Source organism: Sphaerospermopsis sp. LEGE 00249 (genome assembly GCF_014299995.1).
GTDB classification, from domain to species: domain Bacteria; phylum Cyanobacteriota; class Cyanobacteriia; order Cyanobacteriales; family Nostocaceae; genus Sphaerospermopsis; species Sphaerospermopsis kisseleviana.
Genome location: NZ_JACJUZ010000015.1, coordinates 1 through 21,816, shown reverse-complemented (window position 1 = coordinate 21,816; position 21,816 = coordinate 1). Strand labels below are relative to the sequence as shown.

General features: G+C 38.6%; 16 protein-coding genes and 2 tRNA genes. 11 read left to right on the top strand and 7 right to left on the bottom strand.

The genetic code is table 11. The annotated features are described in order from the left end of the window. The first annotated feature begins 16 nt into the window (after window positions 1-16). Window positions 17-145 (top strand): hypothetical protein, encoded by a 129-nt coding sequence (locus H5968_RS25550; RefSeq protein WP_255427069.1) that lies wholly within the window; start codon window positions 17-19, stop codon window positions 143-145. Here H5968_RS25550 and sppA read toward each other — a convergent pair. Beyond that, window positions 126-1,958: a signal peptide peptidase SppA gene (sppA, locus tag H5968_RS07535; protein ID WP_187039435.1), complete on the bottom strand. Its 1,833-nt coding sequence runs from the start codon at window positions 1,956-1,958 to the stop codon at window positions 126-128. The two genes, H5968_RS25550 and sppA, sit on opposite strands and share 20 nt — an antisense overlap. Before the next feature lie 119 nt (window positions 1,959-2,077). Further along, a complete protein-coding gene (fni, locus tag H5968_RS07530) occupies window positions 2,078-3,127 on the bottom strand; it encodes a type 2 isopentenyl-diphosphate Delta-isomerase (RefSeq protein ID WP_187039434.1) in 1,050 nt (349 codons plus the stop codon). 441 nt (window positions 3,128-3,568) lie between these two features. On the opposite strand from fni, the gene H5968_RS07525 reads away from it, so the two are divergent. The 4 genes from H5968_RS07525 (at window position 3,569) to H5968_RS07510 (ending at window position 8,478) form a co-directional block, all read left to right on the top strand. Next, on the top strand, window positions 3,569-3,835 hold the full coding sequence (locus tag H5968_RS07525) for a hypothetical protein (protein WP_222620602.1): 267 nt from the start codon (window positions 3,569-3,571) through the stop codon (window positions 3,833-3,835). Further along, window positions 3,828-4,253: a type II toxin-antitoxin system VapC family toxin gene (locus tag H5968_RS07520; RefSeq protein WP_096568684.1), complete on the top strand. Its 426-nt coding sequence runs from the start codon at window positions 3,828-3,830 to the stop codon at window positions 4,251-4,253. Before H5968_RS07525 ends, H5968_RS07520 begins: the two co-directional genes overlap by 8 nt. Before the next feature lie 334 nt (window positions 4,254-4,587). Then, window positions 4,588-6,108 (top strand): YcjF family protein, encoded by a 1,521-nt coding sequence (locus H5968_RS07515; protein WP_137668620.1) that lies wholly within the window; start codon window positions 4,588-4,590, stop codon window positions 6,106-6,108. Between the two features lie 591 nt (window positions 6,109-6,699). Beyond that, window positions 6,700-8,478 (top strand): serine/threonine-protein kinase, encoded by a 1,779-nt coding sequence (locus H5968_RS07510; RefSeq protein WP_187039433.1) that lies wholly within the window; start codon window positions 6,700-6,702, stop codon window positions 8,476-8,478. Between the two features lie 65 nt (window positions 8,479-8,543). On the opposite strand, the gene H5968_RS07505 is transcribed toward H5968_RS07510, so the two are convergent. The 3 genes from H5968_RS07505 to H5968_RS07495 form a co-directional block, all read right to left on the bottom strand. Beyond that, window positions 8,544-10,646: a serine/threonine-protein kinase gene (locus H5968_RS07505; protein ID WP_187039432.1), complete on the bottom strand. Its 2,103-nt coding sequence runs from the start codon at window positions 10,644-10,646 to the stop codon at window positions 8,544-8,546. A 33-nt stretch (window positions 10,647-10,679) separates the two neighbouring features. Further along, entirely contained in the window at window positions 10,680-10,922 is a 243-nt protein-coding gene (locus tag H5968_RS07500) for a hypothetical protein (RefSeq protein WP_187039431.1), read from the bottom strand. Between the two features lie 747 nt (window positions 10,923-11,669). Beyond that, the gene (locus H5968_RS07495) at window positions 11,670-13,223 is read right to left on the bottom strand and encodes an iron uptake porin (RefSeq protein ID WP_187039430.1); all 1,554 of its coding nucleotides are present in this window, start codon (window positions 13,221-13,223) and stop codon (window positions 11,670-11,672) included. A 320-nt stretch (window positions 13,224-13,543) separates the two neighbouring features. On the opposite strand from H5968_RS07495, the gene H5968_RS07490 reads away from it, so the two are divergent. The 5 genes from H5968_RS07490 to H5968_RS07475 all read left to right on the top strand — a co-directional run bounded on the left by H5968_RS07490 (window position 13,544) and on the right by H5968_RS07475 (window position 16,719). After that, on the top strand, window positions 13,544-14,560 hold the full coding sequence (locus H5968_RS07490; protein ID WP_187039429.1) for a metal ABC transporter substrate-binding protein: 1,017 nt from the start codon (window positions 13,544-13,546) through the stop codon (window positions 14,558-14,560). Between the two features lie 60 nt (window positions 14,561-14,620). Then, entirely contained in the window at window positions 14,621-15,427 is an 807-nt protein-coding gene (locus H5968_RS07485) for a metal ABC transporter ATP-binding protein (RefSeq protein ID WP_187039428.1), read from the top strand. A gap of 18 nt (window positions 15,428-15,445) precedes the next feature. After that, window positions 15,446-15,583 carry a hypothetical protein gene (locus H5968_RS25085; protein WP_222620601.1) on the top strand — a complete coding sequence of 46 codons (138 nt, stop codon included), beginning with the start codon at window positions 15,446-15,448 and terminating at the stop codon, window positions 15,581-15,583. 26 nt (window positions 15,584-15,609) lie between these two features. After that, window positions 15,610-16,494 (top strand): metal ABC transporter permease, encoded by an 885-nt coding sequence (locus H5968_RS07480; protein WP_370569755.1) that lies wholly within the window; start codon window positions 15,610-15,612, stop codon window positions 16,492-16,494. Between the two features lie 152 nt (window positions 16,495-16,646). Further along, window positions 16,647-16,719: transfer RNA gene (locus H5968_RS07475), tRNA-Phe, on the top strand. A 224-nt stretch (window positions 16,720-16,943) separates the two neighbouring features. On the opposite strand, the gene H5968_RS07470 is transcribed toward H5968_RS07475, so the two are convergent. Next, window positions 16,944-17,016, bottom strand: a tRNA-Arg gene (locus tag H5968_RS07470). Window positions 17,017-18,314: 1,298 nt separating this feature from the next. Beyond that, window positions 18,315-20,030, bottom strand: coding sequence for a serine/threonine-protein kinase (locus H5968_RS07460; protein ID WP_187039427.1), 1,716 nt, complete (start codon window positions 20,028-20,030; stop codon window positions 18,315-18,317). A gap of 281 nt (window positions 20,031-20,311) precedes the next feature. Between H5968_RS07460 and ffh the strand changes: the two genes are divergently transcribed. Next, window positions 20,312-21,766 (top strand): signal recognition particle protein, encoded by a 1,455-nt coding sequence (gene ffh, locus H5968_RS07455; protein ID WP_187039426.1) that lies wholly within the window; start codon window positions 20,312-20,314, stop codon window positions 21,764-21,766. The last annotated feature ends 50 nt before the right edge of the window (window positions 21,767-21,816 follow it).

Sequence of the window (21,816 nt, the reverse complement as noted above, 5' to 3'; positions counted from 1 at the left end):
AGTTGACAGTTGATAGTTGATTGGGAAACATAAAATTGATTACCCAGTCCCCAGTCCCCAGTCCCCAGTCCCCAGCGATGCACTGAGCTTGTCGAAGTGTCCCCAGTCCCCAGTCCCCAGGCTTATTAATCTATTTTCAAATTAAAAGGTAAACGGGCATAAATGCCTTGGGGGTCGTTCATTTTCTGTAAAATGGCAACTTCTTGTTTAAATTTCTCAAATTCTGCTAAAAGTGGGTTATTTGGCTGAATCAGATTTTTTTCAATTCCTAATTTTGCTTGGGCTTCTTGTAGTGTTCTGCCAAAAAAACGTTCTTCTAAAGTTGTCACTCTTGGATATTCTTCTACTTCCCAATCGTTACCTAATTTTGCGGCTTTGGCTGCATATTCAATAGCAACATTTAAACCACCAATGTCATCAACTAAACCGATTTGTTTTGCTGCTACACCTGACCAAACTCGACCTTGGGCGATTTCTGCTACCTTTTGTTGGGGTAGTTTTCGACCTTCGGCAACTTTATTAATAAACATATTATAAATACGGTTAACACTGCGTTGATACAGTGCTAATTCTTGGGGTGATTTGGGACGAGCAGCTGTTTGAGTATCTGCAAATTGGGCTGTTTTTACTGTATCCCAGGTGATGCCATTATTATTGGCTAATTTTTCACCGTTGAACAATATTCCAAAGACACCAATAGAACCTGTAATAGTATTCTTTTCAGCAAAAATGCGATTAGAATCACTGGCAATCCAATAACCACCAGAAGCAGCTACATCACCCATGGAAATAATCACTGGTTTAACTTCTCGAGTTAATTTTATTTCTCGCTGTATGATTTCTGAAGCTGTGGCGCTACCACCAGGACTGTTAATTCTTAAAACTACAGATTTTACATCTTCATCTTGGCGAATTTTTCTGAAGATTTGGGCAAAGCGATCGCCTCCTATTTGTCCATCTTCTCCTTTACCATCGACTATTTCTCCTTCTGCATAAACAACTGCAATTTTATTTTCTGAGTTGCGTTCTACTCCCATTGATTTACCAGGAACTTCGACATAATCAGTCATGTTAATTTGTCGGAAGTTTTTATCATCTTCATCACTAGCAGTTAAATTTTTCAAATCAGCAAATACTTCATCTTGGTAAGCTATTTGATCGACTAAACCGTTAGCTTTTGCGGCGGTAGATTCTAAAATAGCTTGGTTATTGGCGATCGCCTGTAATTTTTCTGGTTGAATTTTCCGACTTTTACCTACAGAAGTTCGCCACTCTCCCCACACATCATCTAATAATTTTTGGGTTTGTTGTCTATTTTCTGGACTGAGTTTATCCAGGAGAAAAGGTTCTACTGCTCCTTTAAATTTCCCTACCCGTACTACTTGAACACCAATCCCGTATTTCTCCAATGCTCCTGTTAAGAATATCGGTTGTGAACTCAAACCGTTGATTTCCATCATGCCTACAGGATTGAGTACAATCTTATCAGCTACTGAACTCAGATAATATTCCCGTTCATTCCAATCTGTACTATATGCGATAATCTTTTTCCCAGATGCACGGAATTTATCTAACGCTTGACGAATTTCTTTGAGGGAAGCATAACCCAAACTACTCGCTGTACCTGACTTAGTAGCATCTATATAAATACCCACAATGCGCGGATCACGTTGCGCTTTTTCCACAGTTTCAATCACTTTGCGGAGTGTGATTTGTTCTTCATCTACTCCTGTTAAGGTTTTTTGCAGCAAGTCATTAGCACTCGGTTGACTGTCAGTGATTTTCATTGACAAGTCAAACACCAACATAGATTTATCTTTAACTTGTGGACTTGTATCTTTAGCAGTAGCAGCGATAATCAGAAATAATAAGCCTAGACTACCAACACCGGAGAAAATAATCAGTCCTAGTACGCTACCAATTAAACTAGCACAAGTTTGTTTAAAAAAGTTATTCATTGGTTATAATATGTCCTTTTGAATACCCATCATATCTGGTAGGAAAGGGAATAGGGAATAGGGAACAGGGAACAGAACAATTAAAAAAATAACTCCTGCCTCCTGACTCCTGCCTCTTTTTATTGTATACGCTGCAAGCTGTCAGATTGCTTTAACTGATACAAACTTCTGTTACCAGTACAAAATAACACGGTGGTGATTTCGGCAATTAAGACTTCTGTCAATTCTTGTAGTGCAGTTGATGATACATCTGCTGCTTGCAGGAAAGGCATTGCTAAACCAGCGATATCTGCACCAAGAGCGATCGCTTTGGCTACATCTAACCCATGACGTAACCCCCCAGACGCTATTAAAGGTATTTCCGGTAACTGTGCGCGAATACTGGTAATACATTCTGCTGTCGGTATCCCCCAATCGGCAAAAGTCTTACCTAATCTACGCTGCAATGATGTTTCCGCTCTTTCGCTTTCTACCAAAGCCCAAGATGTACCACCAGCCCCTGCGACATCAATAGCCTGTATTCCTACGGATATAAGTTTTTCAGCCATCTTCCCAGAAATACCATTACCGACTTCTTTGGCAATGACAGGAACTGGTAATTTACTGCATAAATCGGCAATTTTGTCAAACAATCCCCGGAAATTAGTATCACCTCTGGGTTGAATGAACTCTTGTAGCGGGTTAATGTGTAAAATCAAAGCATCAGCTTCTAAAAGCTCAATAATTCGCAAACATTCATCAATCCCACATTGATAATTAAGTTGTACAGCACCTAAATTAGCAAATAAAAGCACATCTGGGGCGTATTTACGAATAGCGAAAGTATCAGCAACTTGGGGTTTTTCCAAAACTACACGCTGAGAACCTACACCCATCGCTAGTTTATATTGCTGGGCGACTTCTGCCAAACGACGGTTAATCATTCCTGCGCGTTCTGTTCCTCCAGTCATGGAAGATATTAAGATTGGTGCGTGAAGCTGTTTTCCTAAAAAAGTCGTGCTGATATCAATGTCAGTGCGATCGCATTCCGGTAAACAACAATGAATAAAACGATATTTTTCTAGTCCAGTAGTGACTTGCTGACATTGGACATCTTCCTCAAGACAGATGCGGATATGATCCGCTTTGCGATTTTGGGTTTGTGTTGGGGTGGTGGTAGGAGGGTTCACGGGTAATGACTCCAAGCTGTTATCTTCATTATTGTTGCAAATATTAAGAATCTTCTTGAATTTTTGGGAAGCATTTTATAATTGTGTATAGGCGTTAATATTTAAGAATTGTTGAGTTTAGACTTATTTATTTGTGTTAATACTTAGAGGGGGTTTATCCGTTGAATTTGTACGGGTTTAGCAATAGCTTGGGTTGAGATAACAAAATATGGATATATGACTATACTTTTGTTATTCAAACCCAATACCTAAAACTGCTATTCTGCTACAGTGAGAATGAGAGATTGATCGCTTTTTGGGGATGTGGGGAGTGCGTTAGCGTTCGCGTAGCGTCTCGTAGAGATAGCTTACCGAAGGTATCGCTATTTGAAAAATGTGAAAAGATGCGATCGCTTTTCTTATTTGCTAAACTGTAAATTATCACAACAGTAATAAATTTCTATGTACTCCACCAGTCCACACCAAAAACTATTAGAAGCGATTGCTAACCTTGATGATCAACAAATTTCACTTGTTTTAAAATTTATCTCATCTTTAGAAACATCTGTTAACAACTATCAAGCTCGACCTAAAACAGTATTAGAAAGAATGGGCGGTTATCCCAAATTTTTACTAGAAGGATCAGGAGATTTGTCAGATAGAGATGTACGCAAAAAAGCAATTTCTGACATAATTCAAGCAAGACATCAAACAAGAACTCATGAATAATAATTATCCCCTAATATTAATTGATACTGGGATTCTTGTTGCCTTCTATGACCGTAAAGACAAGTATCACCAAAAAGTTATTAATTTTTTTAGTACCTGTACCAGTCAACTCATCACAACAATTGCCTGTGTTACAGAAGTGATGTGGTTACTTGCCCCAAATACAAAAGTGCAGAACGAATTTTTATCTGCTTTATCACTGGAAGTATTTTTATGTGAACATTTACTGCCATCGGACTATGAAAGAATCCAGGAACTTAACACAAGTTATCAGGATCTACCAGGAGATTTTACCGATTTATCGCTGATTGCTATTTCGGAAAGATTAAATATCTCTGCTATTGCAACTCTAGACAAAGACTTTAATATTTATCGGCGTTATCGCAAGCAACCATTTGATCGTATATTTTTACCTTAATCATAACTATTCTTCTTCAGCTAAAATCTGTGAAATATCCCGTGCAGCATGAATTAATCGAACAATTTAAATATACTCATCCCTTTCTAAATAAAAAATTAGATGCTTTTCAAATCCTCTAACTCCCCACTTCCGCGAACCAACTAAACGCGGATTCTTAACATTATATTACCAATCTTCTGCACTATTCGCTGTTGACTGAATTTAAGGGAACATTGGATATGCACTGCATCTGAGTTTAGCAAAATTTGTCTTTTTGTACTGTACGTAGTTGATGACGACGATTAAGATCAGAAGCATCTGCCTACTTAATATCCTCTCATTTTTGTGATTCATGCCTCTGTCTCGCCTAGTGACGCTCATTGTTGGTTTGATTATCATTTTGGGGTTAGCCCTGTGGCTGATTGATTCCCTGACTCGGCTTTATTGGCAACTATCCTATTCTCCCCTATTAGGTAATCTACTGCTGTTGCTGCTGATTGTTCTTTTGGCAGGGTTGGTTGCAGCCTTTATATATTATGTTTTGGTTTTGCGGTCTGGTGAGGAAAAATCACGACGTAATCGCAGACGTGTTACTCCTAGCCAAATTCCTGCGGCTAAGTCTGATGCGGCTTCTAGCACTCTGCAAGCTGTACGTCAACAGGTGGCACAAATTCAAGATGAAGTTACCCGTCAAGCTTTACTGAGTCGCACTAAGGAAATAGAAGCGAATTTAGCACGGGGGGAAATTCAAGTAGTGGTGTTTGGAACAGGGAGTGCTGGCAAAACTTCCTTAGTAAATGCGATTATGGGGCGGATAGTCGGGCAGGTAAATGCGCCAATGGGTACAACCCAGGTGGGTGAAACCTATTGTTTACGCTTAAAGGGATTAGAACGAAAAATTTTAATTACCGATACCCCAGGAATTTTAGAAGCGGGAGTTGCCGGCACAGAACGAGAACAACTGGCCAGGGCTTTGGCGACGGAAGCAGATTTATTATTATTTGTGGTAGATAATGATTTACGGCGTTCTGAATATGAGCCGTTGAAGGGTTTAGCAGAAATTGGTAAGCGATCGCTCTTGGTTCTCAATAAAACTGATTTATATACAGATGAAGATCAAGAAGCCATTTTAACTAAGTTGCGTCAACGGGTAAAAGATTATATTGCTAGTAATGATGTGGTGGCGATCGCTGCTAACCCCCAACCCGCACAATTAGAAACCGGAGAAATTTTCCAACCAGAACCAGATATAGTCTCCTTATTGCGACGTATGGCTTCTGTACTACGGGCTGAAGGTGAAGATTTAGTTGCAGATAATATTCTCTTACAATCTCTCCGCTTAGGAGAAGAAGCGCGAAAATTAATTGATTCTCAACGTCGCCGTCAAGCTGATAAAATTGTAGACCGCTATCAATGGATCGGCGCTGGTGTGGTTTCTGTAACTCCTTTACCAGTGGTAGACTTACTAGCTACCGCCGCAGTTAACGCCCAAATGGTGGTAGAAATTGGCAGGGTTTACGGTTGTGATTTGAATATGGAACGGGGGCGAGAATTAGCCTTATCTTTAGGAAAAACCATTGCTGGTTTAGGTATTGTTAAAGGAGCTATTGAATTACTATCAACGGCTTTGCAACTTCATGTTGCTACTTTTATCATTGGTCGCGCTATTCAAGGAGTAACAGCAGCTTATTTAACGCGCATTGCCGGGAAAAGCTTTATTGAGTATTTTCGCCATGATCAAGATTGGGGTGATGGGGGAATGACGGAAGTAGTACAGCAGCAATTTCAGATGAATCGCCGAGACGAATTTATAAAAGTATTTATCCAAGAGGCGATCGCTAAAGTCGTAAAACCTTTGACAGATGGTGAATAAAAGCTAGAACCTGGGGCAGATGGCAAGATGGAGAAGTAAGGGAGAAAATAATCGGCAACTAATAGCTAAGAAATCAAGACTCATAAATCAAGACTCAATTGCAAAATTGATGGAAATGGTGATGTATCTAATTAGGGGATGCTGAAAAAGTCCTGCGTCCACATATCAATAGCGATCGCTCAAGTAAATTACCACTTTTTGATTTCTGCACCAAACCGATTTCAATTTCTCCCATCCTGATCCTAAGACCTAAAACCCATCAGACTGCTTAAAAATGTCAAAGAAGTAAATAAATAGACATATATGCAAGTAATATGACTTATTCCAGGTGTTAATAAAACATCGGGATTTGTATGTATTTTATTTGACAGATATTTTGATGAATCGTGAGATAGAAAAACCCTGTAAAAAGTTGATATTGGGTTATTTTTGGCTATATATCGGCATTTATAGAGATTCAAGAGCAGTCTTTATTGAAAGTCCCCCTTATTGAAAGCTACAAAAAATCATTTCTCCCTATTCCGGAGAGAGGAAGAAATTTGAGAAGAGGTGAGTAACAACTGATCTAATAGATTTCTCAGTAAGGAACTTATGACTGAACAAATCACCAGAAAATTATTGCAAGGTCGCTACCAAATTATTCAAAGCCTTAGTGCAGGTGTATTTGGGCAAACTTATATTGCCGAAGATACCAAAGATGTTGATTACCCAGAAAGACCCAGATACGTTGTTAAACAGCTAAAAGTCAACCACTATCAATCTAATTCCTACTTTGACTACCTCAGACTAAGTTTTCTCACCGAAACCGAAACCCTGAAGCATTTAGGAGAACATGACCAAATTCCTAAACTGATCACCTGCTTTGAAGAAAATGAACAGTTTTATTTAGTACAGGAATATATTTACGGACAACCCTTATCCGTAGAATTAAAGATAAATAAAAACAAGGGACAGAAGTGGAGTACCACCCAAGCGATGACATTTCTCGAAGATGCATTAAATATCCTCGAATTTGTCCATTCTCAAGGTTTTATTCACTGTGATATCAAACCAGAAAATTTAATCAGACGTTCTAGTGATGATAAATTAGTGCTAATAGATTTTGGTTCAATTCAACCCATTGATTTTAGCACGGATGCCGAATTACCTATTTCCCAGATTCCCGTGACTTCATTGGGTTACATCCCACCAGAACAATTTTTAGGACAAACACAACCCAATAGTGACATTTATGCTTTGGGAATGATTGTACTCCAAGGTTTAACAGGATTAACACCACTGCAATTAAAAATTGATCCTGCTAATAATGAAATTCCTTGGACTTGTGAAGATACGATCATTGACGAATATCTGGCTGTTTTTATCAGCCAAATGATTCGCTATAATTATCAGGAAAGATTTCAATCTGCCAGCGAAGCACTATGGGTATTTAAACACATAACATGGAAGCATCGGGCATCTGCAATTGCGACTTCAAAGTTTCCCATTACTACCAAAAAAGCTGTTGCAGATAAAAATAAAAAATTAGATCCATTATTAGCAGGAATGAAATGGGGAATCACCATTAATTCTTTGGTAGTTGGTTTGGGAGTTTATGCTTTAGCTACTAGTTCTCAAGCTAATTCAGAAACAGCAACTTTATCTGAAGCAATTACAGAATATCAAACCGGTAATTTAGAAAAAGCAATTAGTTTAGCCAAAACAATTCCCTCCTATAGCAACGTCTATCCAGAAGCTCAAGAGACAATTGCAGAATGGCAAAAGCAATGGCACAATGATACTAAAAATTATTTAGTAGCTGAACAAGCATTAGATGAAGGTAATTTGTTAGATGCCATGGACGCTGTGACGCAAATTCCCTACACTTCCTATTGGCGTTCTAAACGAGAACAACTAATTGAAAAAACAGAAACTAACCTAGAAGCAAAAACACAAACTTTATTAAATAAAGCTTACGCCAGCGCAGAAAAGAGAGATTTTTCGGCTGCTTTAGAATATCTGCGCCAAATTCCTCCAGAAAGTTCTGCTGGTGCTATAGTGCAACAAAAATTAGCTGAATACAATCAGAAAAGGCAAATTAGAGCCGAATATTTTTTACATTCAGCTTATCATAAAGCTTTAAGGAAAGACTTTGCTGGTGCAATCAAATTCCTGGAAAAAATTCCTGAAGATACTGATGTATATCCTCAATCTCAAATCAAAATCCAGGAGTATAAGGAAAAGCAACAGATTAGAGAGAAACTGCAAGAAGTAGTCAGTAGTAAAAAAGTTTCTTTTATGAATCAAATCTATAGATGGAATCAGATTGAATCAGATATTAAAACGACATCTTTATATTTACCAGATTACCCGCGAGAAGTGAATATCTGACATGAATTAGTTTACTAGTTTAATCAATCTACACTATTTAATTTTCAGGTGTCGAGGGGTTTTCATTAATTAGACATGGGCAAAATAGGTACAACAATTGGGAGAGATTTGTCGGGTTGGATTTGATTTTCTGCCTGTTTGCGGGCTTCTATTGCTTGTTGGTAATCGGGCTTATATTTAATAGCTTGATCATAGGATTTTATCGCTTCTTGATATCGTTGTAAATTGAATAACGCATTGCCCATGCTGTACCAACTTTCATAGTGGTTTTTTTTGTAAGTAACTGCTTTATTATAGGATGCAAAAGCATCTTCATATCTCTGTAACTTATATTGTGAATTTCCTAAATTATACCATGCTTGATAATCATTTGCTTTCAAAGAAATTGCTTTTTTATAAGCATCGATCGCTTCTGTATAACGTTGACTTTGATGTAGTGACCATCCCAAAGTATACCAAGCTTGATAATTACTAGGATGATATTTAATCACTTCCTTAAATGAGTCAATTGCTTCAGCATATCTTCTTAATGTCACTAAAATATTACCTCTAGAAAACCAAGATTGGTAATGACTGGGTTGATATTGGACGACTTGACTATAGGCTTTTAAAGCATCTTCATAGCGGTTTAAATTTACTAGGGAATTACCCAAATTATATAAAGCTGCTGTATAGTCTGGTTTTAGTTCTACTGCTTGTGTATAAGCTGTAATTGCATCATTATATTGTTTGATATTTTGTAAAGACAAACCTTTTTTATACCAAGATTCATAATTATCGGATTGCAATTCAATTGCTTGATCATAAGACTTAATAGCATTATCATATTGTTTTAAATTTCTGAAAGCATCACCTTTAGCATTCCACACTGCTGGATAATCATCTTTCATTTGTAAGGCTTTATCAAAAGCAGAAATTGCTTCTGTATATCGCTGTAAACTTGATAAGGCAAAACCTCTACCAATCCAAGCTTCTAAATAATCAGGTTGAATTTGAATTGCTTTATCATAAGCTGTGATTGCTTGTTGATATTTTTTCAATTCAAATAATGCTTTACCTTGACCATACCATCCTGGAAAATAATCAGGTTTGATATTTACTGCTTTTTCATAATTTGCCAGTGCATCTTCATATCTTTGGAGTTGTAAAAGTGTATTCCCTTGGTTATATAAATCAACTGCGTTATGAGTATTGATTTTATTAAAGATATATATTGATGCAATTCCCCCTAAACTTAATAAAAATATTCCTGATACTAATTTGAACAATAGAAATTTTTTAGATGGTTGAGGTTTGATATGATTAACTGGTGCAGGAGGACTAAAAACTATTGTTCCAGAGAGAGGTTTAACTAATTCTTGCAGTGCTTGTAATGCTACTGTGGCTGAAGCATAACGTTGACGAAAATCATAACAAATCATTTTATCTATAAATTCGGCAAATTCTGGGGTGACAGTGGTATGATTCCGCCAAATAATTTCATTAGTATCTGCATCTCTTTCTAATTGCTGAGGTAATAAACCAGTCATTGCTTGAATAGCAATAATTCCCAAAGCATAGATATCACTGCTGAATTTTGGTGTACCTTGGGCTTGTTCTCCAGGCATATAACCAGGTGTGCCAATAGCAACAGTAGCGGGAGTTTGACCAGAAGGTATAATGACTTGGGTGGTAATTTCTTTAACTGCCCCAAAATCAATTAAAATTAGTTTACTATCTTGATCACGTCTGAGGATATTGCGGGGATTAACATCACGGTGAATTACCTTTTGTTGATGTACAAAGTCTAAAATTTCCAAAATTTCTTGTAATAGAGAAATTACCTGATCTTGAGTGAGGGTTTTTCCTGGTAATAACTCTTGGGAGAGATCATGACTAGGAATAAATTCTTGAACAAGGTAAAATTCGGCATTTTCCTCAAAGTATGCTAAAAGTTGGGGAATGTGATCATGAGTACCTAACTTGTACAAAACCTGCGCTTCAGTATCAAATAAACGTCTGGCTATTTCTAAAGTTGCAGCGTTACTAGATTGAGGCTTGAGTTTTTTGACAACACACTGAGGAGAACCAGGTAAGTGAGTATCAGAAGCAACATAAGTTTCTCCAAATCCCCCTCCTCCCAGATGGCGGATAATCTGGTATCTTCCTACAAGTGTGTTTCCTATCATCTCGGTTGCTAAGTTGAGTGTAATATTACTTCATTACAATATTGCCACAGGTAATTGGTGATTGGTGACTGGTAACTGGGGACTGGTGACTGGTGACTGGTGACTGGTGACTGGTGACTGGTGACTGGTGACTGGTGACTGGGGACTGGTGACTGGTGACTGGGGACTGGTGACTGGTGACTGGTGACTGGGGACTGGTGACTGGTGACTGGGGACTGGTGACTGGGGAGAAATATTTAGGGTTTGCTGAATAAACCTAAAACCTTGATATATCAAAGGTTAGAGGCTGATAAACACAGAAATTAGTGCAAGGGTTTTGAAGGGTATACCAGAAAAAGTGTGCATTTTTTCGGATTTCAAGAGATGGCAAAGAAATTTTCCAATCTCCTCCTGACTCCTGACTCCTGACTCCTGACTCCTGACTCCTGACTCCTATGCCCTCACGGAAAGACTTTCTCAGCAACCCCTATTTACCTTTTGACTCCTGAACTCCTGTCATAACTTCCTGACTTTTAGACCTTGACGGATCTTCCTCATCTGCCTGTAAATATAAAGACTTCCTTAACTGAGGGAAGATATTTTTTGAGAATTTCATAGAAAAATCTGTACTGCCTGTTACAATCTTGTTAAGAAAAGTTGCCCGTTACATTTTGGGAACGCGCAATTTGGTTTTGACTCTACTGAGAAGACAACACGAACAACGTTTTAAAATTTTTTTGACCAGCCCGTGGGAAGGCTGGTTTTTTATTTAGGGGTTGCTGAGAAAGTCTTTCCGTGAGGGCATAGGAGTCAGGAGGAGATTTGAAAATTTCTTTGCCATCTCTTGAAATCCCAAAAAATGCACACTTTTTCCGGTATACCCTTCAAAACCCTTGCACTAATTTCTGTGTTTATCAGCCTCTAACCTTTGATATATCAAGGTTTTAGGTTTATTCAGCAAACCCTATTTAACAAAGTAGGGGCAACCCCCCCGTGGTTGCCCCTATTCGCTATTCGCTATTCGCTATTCGCTATTTCCTGTTCCTAGAAACTAAAGGTAGTTCTCAACGCCCCAATGACTACATCATTATTATTAGTGTTATGGTCTGGTGCGGTTAACCAAATAACGCCAGGGGTAATAGTGATATTGTCGTTGAGTTTATATTGATAAAATGCCTCAATGTGATATGAGGTATTTTGGTCTTTGAATGCTGCTAAGTTGGTACTTGTACTGGTAACTTTTGGCTCCATGCCGACGATAATACCAGCTAAGTTACCTTTTTTACCCAAGTCTCGGAAACCAAGGGTGACAGCATAGTTCCAAATGTCAACATCTCCTCTTGCACCTGTTAACACATTACTGTTTGTATATCCACCCCAACCACCTAACACGAATTTATCACTAATGCCTATGGATGCTTGCACACCGTAGGAATTACTGGAAAATGAATTGCCTGTAAAAAAGTTAGATGTGGCGTTATTGCTACCTGTAGCTAGTGGTGTGTTATAGGAATTGATGTAAGTTAAACCAAGGGTAATGCGATCGCTGGGTTTAACTGTCAACTGTGCCAAAGCACCATAAGGACCATCAAACAAGCCACTTCTACTGGCAGGGTTATTAGCTGAACCTGCTAAATACCCTAAACTGACTCCCACTCTATTACTAAACTGGTGTGTTACTCCCAAACCAGCGCCCCCCATTTGTCCATAAATTGGGTTGCGTGTACCAAAGGTAGATAAAGCACCAAAAGCACCATCACCGTCAAAAATGTTCACTGTACTGGTAATGTCATCTATTGCACCACCGGAGGCGATCGCTATTGCTTGGGTTTTCTCACTTAGAGGGAATCTATACGATAGTGTTCCCAGTACAGAAGTGGTAGTACCACTACCTGCAAAAGCCAACTTTCCTTCCCCTGTTAGCAAGTTAGCAGTGGCAATATTATTACTCTCAATTCTGGTAAACAGTGTATCTTTACCCGTAAAACTGCTGACAAATTCAATTCTTGTCCGCGCCCCAAGGGTAGTATTTTTATCTGCAATAGGTGTTCCGTTAACTTGATCACCTGATAAAACATCACTAACAACGGCTACAACTTGACCTTGCAGTTTAGTAGTGGTCGAAAACTGATTTGCTTCTAACTCAGAAGTCTTTGCTTCCAAAGCATCCACACGCCCCCGTAAGGTTGCTAGTTCGGCAGAAAATTCTTCTTGCAGTTTTTGGATAGTTGCTAAGTCCTGTTTTGTGACTCCATCAGCAGTTGCAGTAGCAATTAATTCATTCACCCGATCCAAACAAGCATTCAAACCTGCTGCAAATTCATACCTGGTTAATGCGCGATTTCCCCGATAAGTACCATTAGGATACCCAGCAATACAACCATAACGTTCTACTAAAGACTGTAACGATTGAAATGCCCAGTCTCCCGGTTGTACATCTGACAACTGAGATACTGAAGTAACTTGTGATATTAACTCTTGCTGAGAATAATTAGTTTCTGTTTTCCCTGCTGGTTCATTTGCGAAAACAGATGTATTTGCACATAGTATAATGCTGCAAATAGCTGGACTGGTAAGATGATTCCACTTTTTAGCCATTTTTCCACACACCCATTGTTATTTCACAACTGTACCGAGAAGTTTATTTGCTACGTTTTTTGACAAAGCTAATTAAGGTCATTTTTACAACCATGTAGCCAAAAATCCCTCAGCACTTAAAAAAACTAATCTTAAAGCGGTCTCCCAGAAAAAAATGTAATCTACATTACTTAAATCAAAGCATCTTGTAAATAGTGCATAATTTTGTTGTCAGTATTATGTGAAAATGATAATGGTTCTTATATTAATGTATAATGAGTATAATTTTCAATGAAAAATTGACCTAAAATCAAAAATTCTGCTAAAGAGAGGAAAAGCAAATGACAGTTAATCTTACAAAACAAGAGATAAAAGTCTATAAAAAGCCTATTGGGCTAATATTTACTTTATTTTGCTGTTTAATTGCCTCTGGTTGTCAGCAAACACAAAACAACACAGCGCAAAATGCGGTTCAGTCATCACCGTCACCAGTAGAAAAGGTACAAAACTCAGAAAAAACTAAAGTAGTAACTACGTTTTTACCCGTGTATTTGTTTACAAAAGCTGTAGTTGGAGATGTAGCAGATGTAGAGATTTTAATTCCACCAGGTACAGATGTGCATGAATATCAGGCTACACCGGATGATGTGAAGGCGATCGCCACAGCCAGAATTTTAGTAAAAAATGGCTTAGGTATGGAAGAATTTCTTAGCAATACCATCAAAAATGCAGAAAATTCCAAATTAATAGAAATTGATGCCAGTAAAGGTATTAAAGTAGTAGATGATATATCACCAATAGAGGAAGTAAAAGGTCACAATCACGATCATGATCACAAACATGAACACGCAGAGGGAAACCCTCATGTTTGGTTAGATCCAGTTTTTGCCAAACAGCAAGTGATCAATATTAGAGATGGTTTAATTAAAGCTGATCCAGCCAATAAAGAAGTTTATCAAACTAATGCTGCCACTTATATTCAAGAATTAGAAAAATTAAATAATGAATTTCAGCAGACTTTAAGCAAAACACCCAACTGTACTTTTATCACCTTTCATGATGCCTTTCCTTATCTAGCCCAAAGATACAACCTCAAGCAAGTTGCAGTGGTGAAAATTCCCGAAGATCAACTTTCACCAGCAGACGTAAAAAAAGCCGTCAATGCAGTGAAAAAGTACCAAGTAAAAGCTTTATTTAGTGAACCAGGAGTAGACAATAAATTACTGAATAGCCTTTCTCAAGATTTGAAATTAACTTTGTATCCTCTTAGTTCTTTAGAAACTGGGGAAACCAACCCACAATATTATTTCCAAGCAATGAGAAATAATTTGCAGAGTTTAGCAGCAGGATGTCAATAATTGATAATTGATAATTGATAATTGATAATTGATAATTCAAAATCCAAAATCTAAAATCGAATGACTGACGAACAAGAATCAAAAACATTATTGCCAATATTAAAAGTAGAAGGTTTAACCGTCTATCAAGGAAGCTATTTAGCTATACGGGATGTTTCCTTTGCATTATTTCCCGGAACAGATACAGCAATAGTAGGACCAAATGGCGCTGGTAAAAGTACCTTGGTTAAAGCTATTTTAGATTTAATTCCTCGTAGTTCTGGAACAATTGAAATTTTTGGTCGCCCCATTTCTCGGTTAGGAAATTTGCGTAAAGAATTGGCATATATGCCTCAAAACTTTATTTTTGATCGCAGTTTTCCTATTTCTGTAAGTGAGTTAGTAGAACTGGGAATAGGTGACAGGGAAAAGGTAAAAGGTCAAAATAAACATCTATTTTTATCCAAGTTTTGGCAAAACAAACAAGAAAAATCAGCCGCAGTCAAAGCAGCTTTACAACGTACAGATGCTTATCATTTAAAAAATCAAGCTATTGGTACTCTTAGTGGTGGTCAACTAAAAAGGGTATTGTTAGCTTATTGTTTGGTAATTCCGCGAAAATTCCTAGTATTGGATGAAGCTTTTGCTGGGGTAGATATGCGAGGTGCGGCTGATTTTTATGCCTTGCTAAATGAGTTAAAACAGGAGGAAAATTGGACAGTTTTGCAGGTTTCCCATGATATTGATATGGTAAATCGTCATTGCGATCGCGTCATCTGTCTCAATCAAACTTTAGTGTGTTCTGGACATCCAGAAATTGCCCTTTCACCACAAAATCTCTTAGCAACTTATGGTCCTGGTTTTAGTCGTTATCAACACCATCATTAAATAATAGGGAATTGGGAATTGGGAATTGGGAATTGGGAATTGGGAATTGGGAATAGAAGTTTTAACATTGAACTTTATTTTCCCCAGTCACCAATCACCAATCACCAATCACCAGTCACCAATCACCAGTCACCAATCACCTTATCTCTAGGATAGATTAAAATCATTGTAAAATCAAAGATATGAATTTATTGATTTATGTTCAAAGCAACTGGTTTTTGTTTGGTGTTAATAACTTTTCTCAATTGGTAAACTTATTACAATTCCCCTTCATGCAACGTGCCATTATCGGTGCTGTATTAATGGGGATACTGGGCGGTTTACTGGGTAGCTTTGTGACTTTGCGCCAGTTATCTTTTTTTAGTCATGCTGTTGGTCATGCAGCCTTAGTAGGGATAGCATTAGGAGTGTTACTAAATACAAATCCTCATTGGATGTTGTTGCCATTTACTTTAATTTTTGGTGTAGTTGTCCTCTATTTAATTGACAAAACAGATTTAGCTAGTGATAGTGTTCTGAGTATAGTCCTATCCGGGTCATTAGCTATTGGTGTGATCCTCAGCAGCATGATTGAGGGATATCGTGGTAATTTGATGGCGGTATTATTTGGCGATATTCTGGCTATTGATAGGACGGATTTAATTTTGACGTTGCTGGTGCTGTTGGGTAGCAGCATTTTTTTATTGTCAACTTTGCGATCGCAAATTTTGTTAACCCTTAACCCTGATGTTGCCCAAGTCCAGGGCGTTCCTGTTCAATTATATCGCTATGGGTTTGTTATTTTACTATCTTTAGCCGTGGCGGTGGCAATTAAAGCTGTTGGGGTTTTATTAGTAAATGCTTTTTTAGTCATTCCCGCTGCTACAGCCAAACTTATCAGTCACCATTTTAGCCGCTTTCTCATTCTATCGGTGATAGTTGGTTCTTGTAGTAGCATCGCTGGAATGATGGTTTCTGGAGTGTTTAACCTGGCCTCTGGTCCGAGTATCGTTCTAGTGCAGTTCCTGGTGTTCGTCTTTGTTTTTGCTGGGGTGAAGTTCGGGAAGCAGGTAATAGGGAACAGCTGACAAGTGATGGGGGTGAAAGTCTTTTTATATATCGGTTTTCTCATCTTGGCGGTTGCTATCAAAAATAAATAAAATTTTTTTTGAGAAACCCCTTGACTAATCCTTTTTCCTCTGCTACATTTAGTAATCGTGGCGAACATAAAAAAACCCGCGCCGGGATAGCTCAGTCGGTAGAGCAGAGGACTGAAAATCCTCGTGTCACCAGTTCAAGTCTGGTTCCTGGCATTTGAATTAAATAGCTGAAAACCCTAAAAGTAAGGGTTTTTATGATGCTCCCGCTAGAAACAATGGCGTTGCATAATAGAGGGATGAATTGTGGGTTGATACGGTGCATTGTCCATACTGTGTGCAACGCAAGAAAAGTTTTGCCATACTTATAGTATGGCAATGACTTGAGGGGGCGACAAGCAATTTGTCAACGCGGACAAATAATCTGGTAAACTACAAAACGAGCGCGGAGGGATTTGAACCCCCGACCCACAGAACCGGAATCTGTTGCTCTATCCACTGAGCCACGCGCCCTTACATATACTTTTGTAAGTATAACATAGTTACTAAAAATATAGTCAAATATTTCTAGCTTGCTAAGGTTCTACACCTTAGATGGCTAACTACAAGCCACAATATTCGGTTTCTATCATCAGATAGAGTTCCGAACTACTTTTACCTTTTTTCAGTTCTGATTTGATTAGCTACTCTTGAAAATGTTTTATTTCGTCTAATTTATAGGATTTCCTGGCACACAGGAACTATGGTTAGGTTAATTCTAACTCTCCGCACTCTCAGATCAGGACTTTCACCGCTTTTCAAGGATCTACGCTTTTTGAACTCACAACTAGTATATCACACACTTTCACATTTTGCATCACAGATGCAGACAAAAATTGATAATATTTTTGTACCACAGATGTGAATATTTGACTGCGATCGCTTGTCCTTTTTGTGCTGATATGCCTGATAAAGTCCCAGCCTTTTGTATCAGCATATACAAAATTAGCAACTACTTCTCAAGGCTTAGGTAATTGTAAAAATAATATAAAATTTTGTTAAATCATCGTTCTAGGGGTAGGCAAAATGAAATATATTGGATATATTTGACTTAATTGCCTATACCGAAAGATTTATAGTCTACGCAATATGTGATCCCCCTAGTTTGGACAAAAAAGCCGCTAGGGGGATCTTGTTTTAAGGGGCTTGAGTTAATATTTATATTACTTAATCACATTTAAATATATAAAAACGTATAGTTACAGCCCTTTCCTAAGTTATGATCTACAAAGCTAACAGGCAAGATGCCTGTTCCACAAGGGTTTTATGATTTCCATTTGTACCTAACTAGGGTTTGCTGAAAAAGTCCCTTCGTTGAGGCAGGGAATAGGGAATAGGGAATAGGGAATAGTTTTAGCTATCTGTTATCCCCAGATTTTCTAATTTATCAGACCCAAAATGCACAGTTTTTAAGGTATACCCTTCAAAAATCTTGCACTTTCTTTCCTCCTGATCAGCCTCAAACCTTTGATTTACGAGTATTTTGGGTTTATTCAGCAAGCCCTAACTAAGAGGATGTTTGAAAAGTTTATGGCTAACGCCACGCTACGCTATCGGCGAACTGCTTGCAGCAGCGCTTCGCTATCGCTCAAAAATAATCAAAAAATCATGTTAAAATGCCCGAAAGCCATACCTCATATTTGGTTGTTCCTGTCAATGCGTAAGTCCTAATTAATTTATAAAACATTTTACCAATCACCAATCACCAATCACCAATCACCAATCACCAATCACCAATCACCAATCACCAATCACCAATTATCAATTATCAATTATCTCCATCCTAACCAACGCAAACAAGGAACAATAATGTAATAACTTAAACCTAAACAAAGACTAATTAAAACACCAATAAAACCAAAAAAAGCTATATGCTGTAATAACTCTACCCAATTTGGTGGATCGGAAAAATCAACCAATGAAGTTTTTATCCCTAAATGAATTAAACCTGCGACAATATTAGCACTACCAAAAGCAGCTATAAAAGCGTAAGCTAGGTAATGGGTACGCAGACCTAAACCCAAAGTGAGTAAAGAAATTGAGATTAACATCCAGGCAATTAATCCTTCAGGGTTATTCTGTGGTTTAATAAATTGCCAAGTTATCCAACCTGAACTATAGCCTATTAAAGCCATCATGGCTGATACTAAAAAACGTCGTTTTTGTCCAAAACTTCCAGATAAAGTAATTCCCCAAGCAGTACCTAAACCAGCAACAGCATAAATGATAATTTCCTTGGGATTAGTAGGTGTAAAATTGGGGATGAATTGGGATGATTGGCGTGATATAAATTCTGCCACAAAAGCACCTGATTTAGTTTGATAAGCCAGTAAAAAACCACCAATAGTTCCCACACTCGCACCAATAAAACTTAAAATTATTGCCCAAATTGTCGCTAAACAAGCTTTCAAAAAGTTGAAAATTGCTTGCACTGTAAATAAAGTTGTATTACCTACAGCTTGGGTAATTTCTGTGATAGTTTGGACGATAGTATTTTTAATTTGGGTAAAAAAGCCTAGTTGTGATTTTTGTAATTTTTTGGATTTTACAGAATTAATTGCTAATAAACGTTTTTGAATAATAGCTGCATGGGCTGGACGCGATCGCACATCCGCCTGTATCATTTCATCTAATAAATCTGCTAGTTGAATATTAACATTACACCACTTACGCCAGTTTAATTCCCCAGTAATCGGATCTTCCAATTCTTGTGGATATTTACCTGTAAGTAATTCAATCATTGTTCGTCCCAAAGCATAAAAATCAGCCGCAGGACCAACATTACCTCCTGTAATTTGTTCTGGTGGACTGTAACCAGAAGAAAATAAACGAGTAGAAGGAGAAGGTGATCGCAATATTCCCCCACTAAATTGTTTAGCCCCACCAAAATCAATTAACACCAATTGTTCTGCTTGTAAAAGTGCATTAGGTGCAGGACTACGCAACATTAAATTAGAAGGTTTAATATCCCGATGAATAATTTTCCGGTGATGTAATTCCTGTAAAATTTTTACAGCTTGGGAAAGCAAATTTAACACCAAATCCTCTGGACATCCTTGAGGAAAATTTTTACGCACTTCCTCCAAAGTATAACCATCAATCTTTTCCATCACCAGACAAGCTAACTGCTGTGGTTTAGGATGAGTCACACTGATTTGAAAATACCCATCAGCGTCAACTTGAGGCACACCAGAATTGCGGAAATTACTTAAAACTTCCGCTTCTAGGATAAATAACTCCAAAGCCTTGGGAGAATTTTCCACCAAGACTTTCAGTACCTTTTCGGTTTGAGTTTTGACATCCCAAACCGTATAAATTTGGGCAAAACCCCCTGAACCTAAAGGTTTCAGTGGGTAATAGCGGTCTACTAACTTTAACGGACTGCCACAGCTGTTACAAAATTTGTTGCCCCAAGGTTGGGGATAAGGACGTTGACAGTGAGGATTTATGCAGTGAACCGCACTCTGATTTATTTCCAACAAAACCACGAAAATACAAAGGCTGGATCGATTTTAACGCCTATTTTACTTTGTTGATGATTCAAACCAACACATTCATCCTGGAAGAACGAACCGCAAAGTACGCAAAGGACACAAAGGAAAGAGGCACGTTCAATAATCCAGTTGCCACACTTGGGATAAAACCTACTAAGCTGGTATTATAACAGGTTAAAACTTTACCTAAAATTCTGCCTGGACTGGAGCGCAAAACCAGCGGTTTAAACTTGGTTTAAACTTTCTCACTGACTCACGTACATTGTAATTACATTATGTTTGATGCACTATCTGACCGTTTAGAAGCCGCCTGGAAAAAACTGCGGGGACAAGATAAAATCTCTCAATCCAACATTCAAGACGCATTGCGCGAAGTGCGTCGGGCTTTGTTGGAAGCAGATGTTAACCTCCAGGTAGTTAAAGATTTTATAGCTGAAGTCGAAACCAAAGCCCAGGGATCTGAGGTCATAGCTGGTGTACGTCCTGACCAGCAGTTTATCAAAATTGTTTATGATGAACTGGTACAGGTGATGGGGGAGGAAAATGTTCCCCTAGCAGAAGTTAAGGATAAAACTACCGTTGTCTTGATGGCAGGTTTACAAGGTACTGGTAAAACCACCGCTACTGCTAAATTAGCTCTACATTTAAGAAAATTAGATCGTAGTTGTTTGTTAGTCGCCACAGACGTATATCGTCCCGCAGCTATTGATCAGTTAATTACACTGGGTAAGCAAATTAACGTACCCGTATTTGAGATGGGCAGTGATGCCGATCCTGTAGAAATAGCCCGTCAAGGGGTAGAACGTGCCAGATCAGAAGGTATTAACACAGTAATTGTTGATACCGCTGGACGCTTACAAATTGACCAAGACATGATGGCGGAATTAGCCCGCATCAAGTCAAATATTGAACCAGATGAAACTCTGTTAGTCGTGGATGCAATGACAGGGCAAGAAGCAGCAAATCTGACCCGTACTTTCCATCAACAAATCGGTATAACTGGGGCTATTCTCACCAAAATGGATGGTGATAGCCGTGGTGGTGCGGCTTTGTCAGTGCGGCAAATTTCCGGTGCGCCGATTAAGTTTGTCGGTGTGGGTGAAAAAGTCGAGGCGCTGCAACCTTTTTATCCAGACCGCATGGCCTCCCGTATTTTGGGCATGGGTGATGTTCTTACCTTGGTTGAAAAAGCCCAGGAAGAAATCGACATCGCCGACGCTGAGAAAATGCAGGAGAAAATGCTGTCAGCGAAGTTTGATTTTACAGACTTCTTAAAACAGCTACGCCTAATGAAAAATATGGGTTCATTAGGTGGCATCATGAAGTTGATTCCCGGTATGGGTAAACTTTCTGATGACCAGTTGAAGCAAGGGGAAACCCAGCTAAAACGCTGTGAAGCCATGATTAATTCCATGACTAAGCAGGAAAGAAAAGATCCAGAACTATTGGCCAGTTCTCCCAGTCGGCGGCGACGCATTGCTTCTGGTTCAGGTTATAAAGAATCAGACGTGAGTAAGTTGGTAGCAGATTTCCAAAAAATGCGATCGCTCATGCAGCAAATGGGACAAGGAAATTTCCCCGGAATGCCAGGAATGTTTGGCGGTGGTATGGGCAACCCCCTAGCCGCAGGAAACCGTCCTGCACCCGGTTGGCGCGGTTATCCCGGCGGCGCACCAGCAGCGAAAAAGAAAAAGAAAGAGAAAAAGAAAAAAGGTTTTGGCACGCTATAGGGACTGGGGACTGGGGACTGGGGACTGGTGAATGGGGACTGGGCATTGGG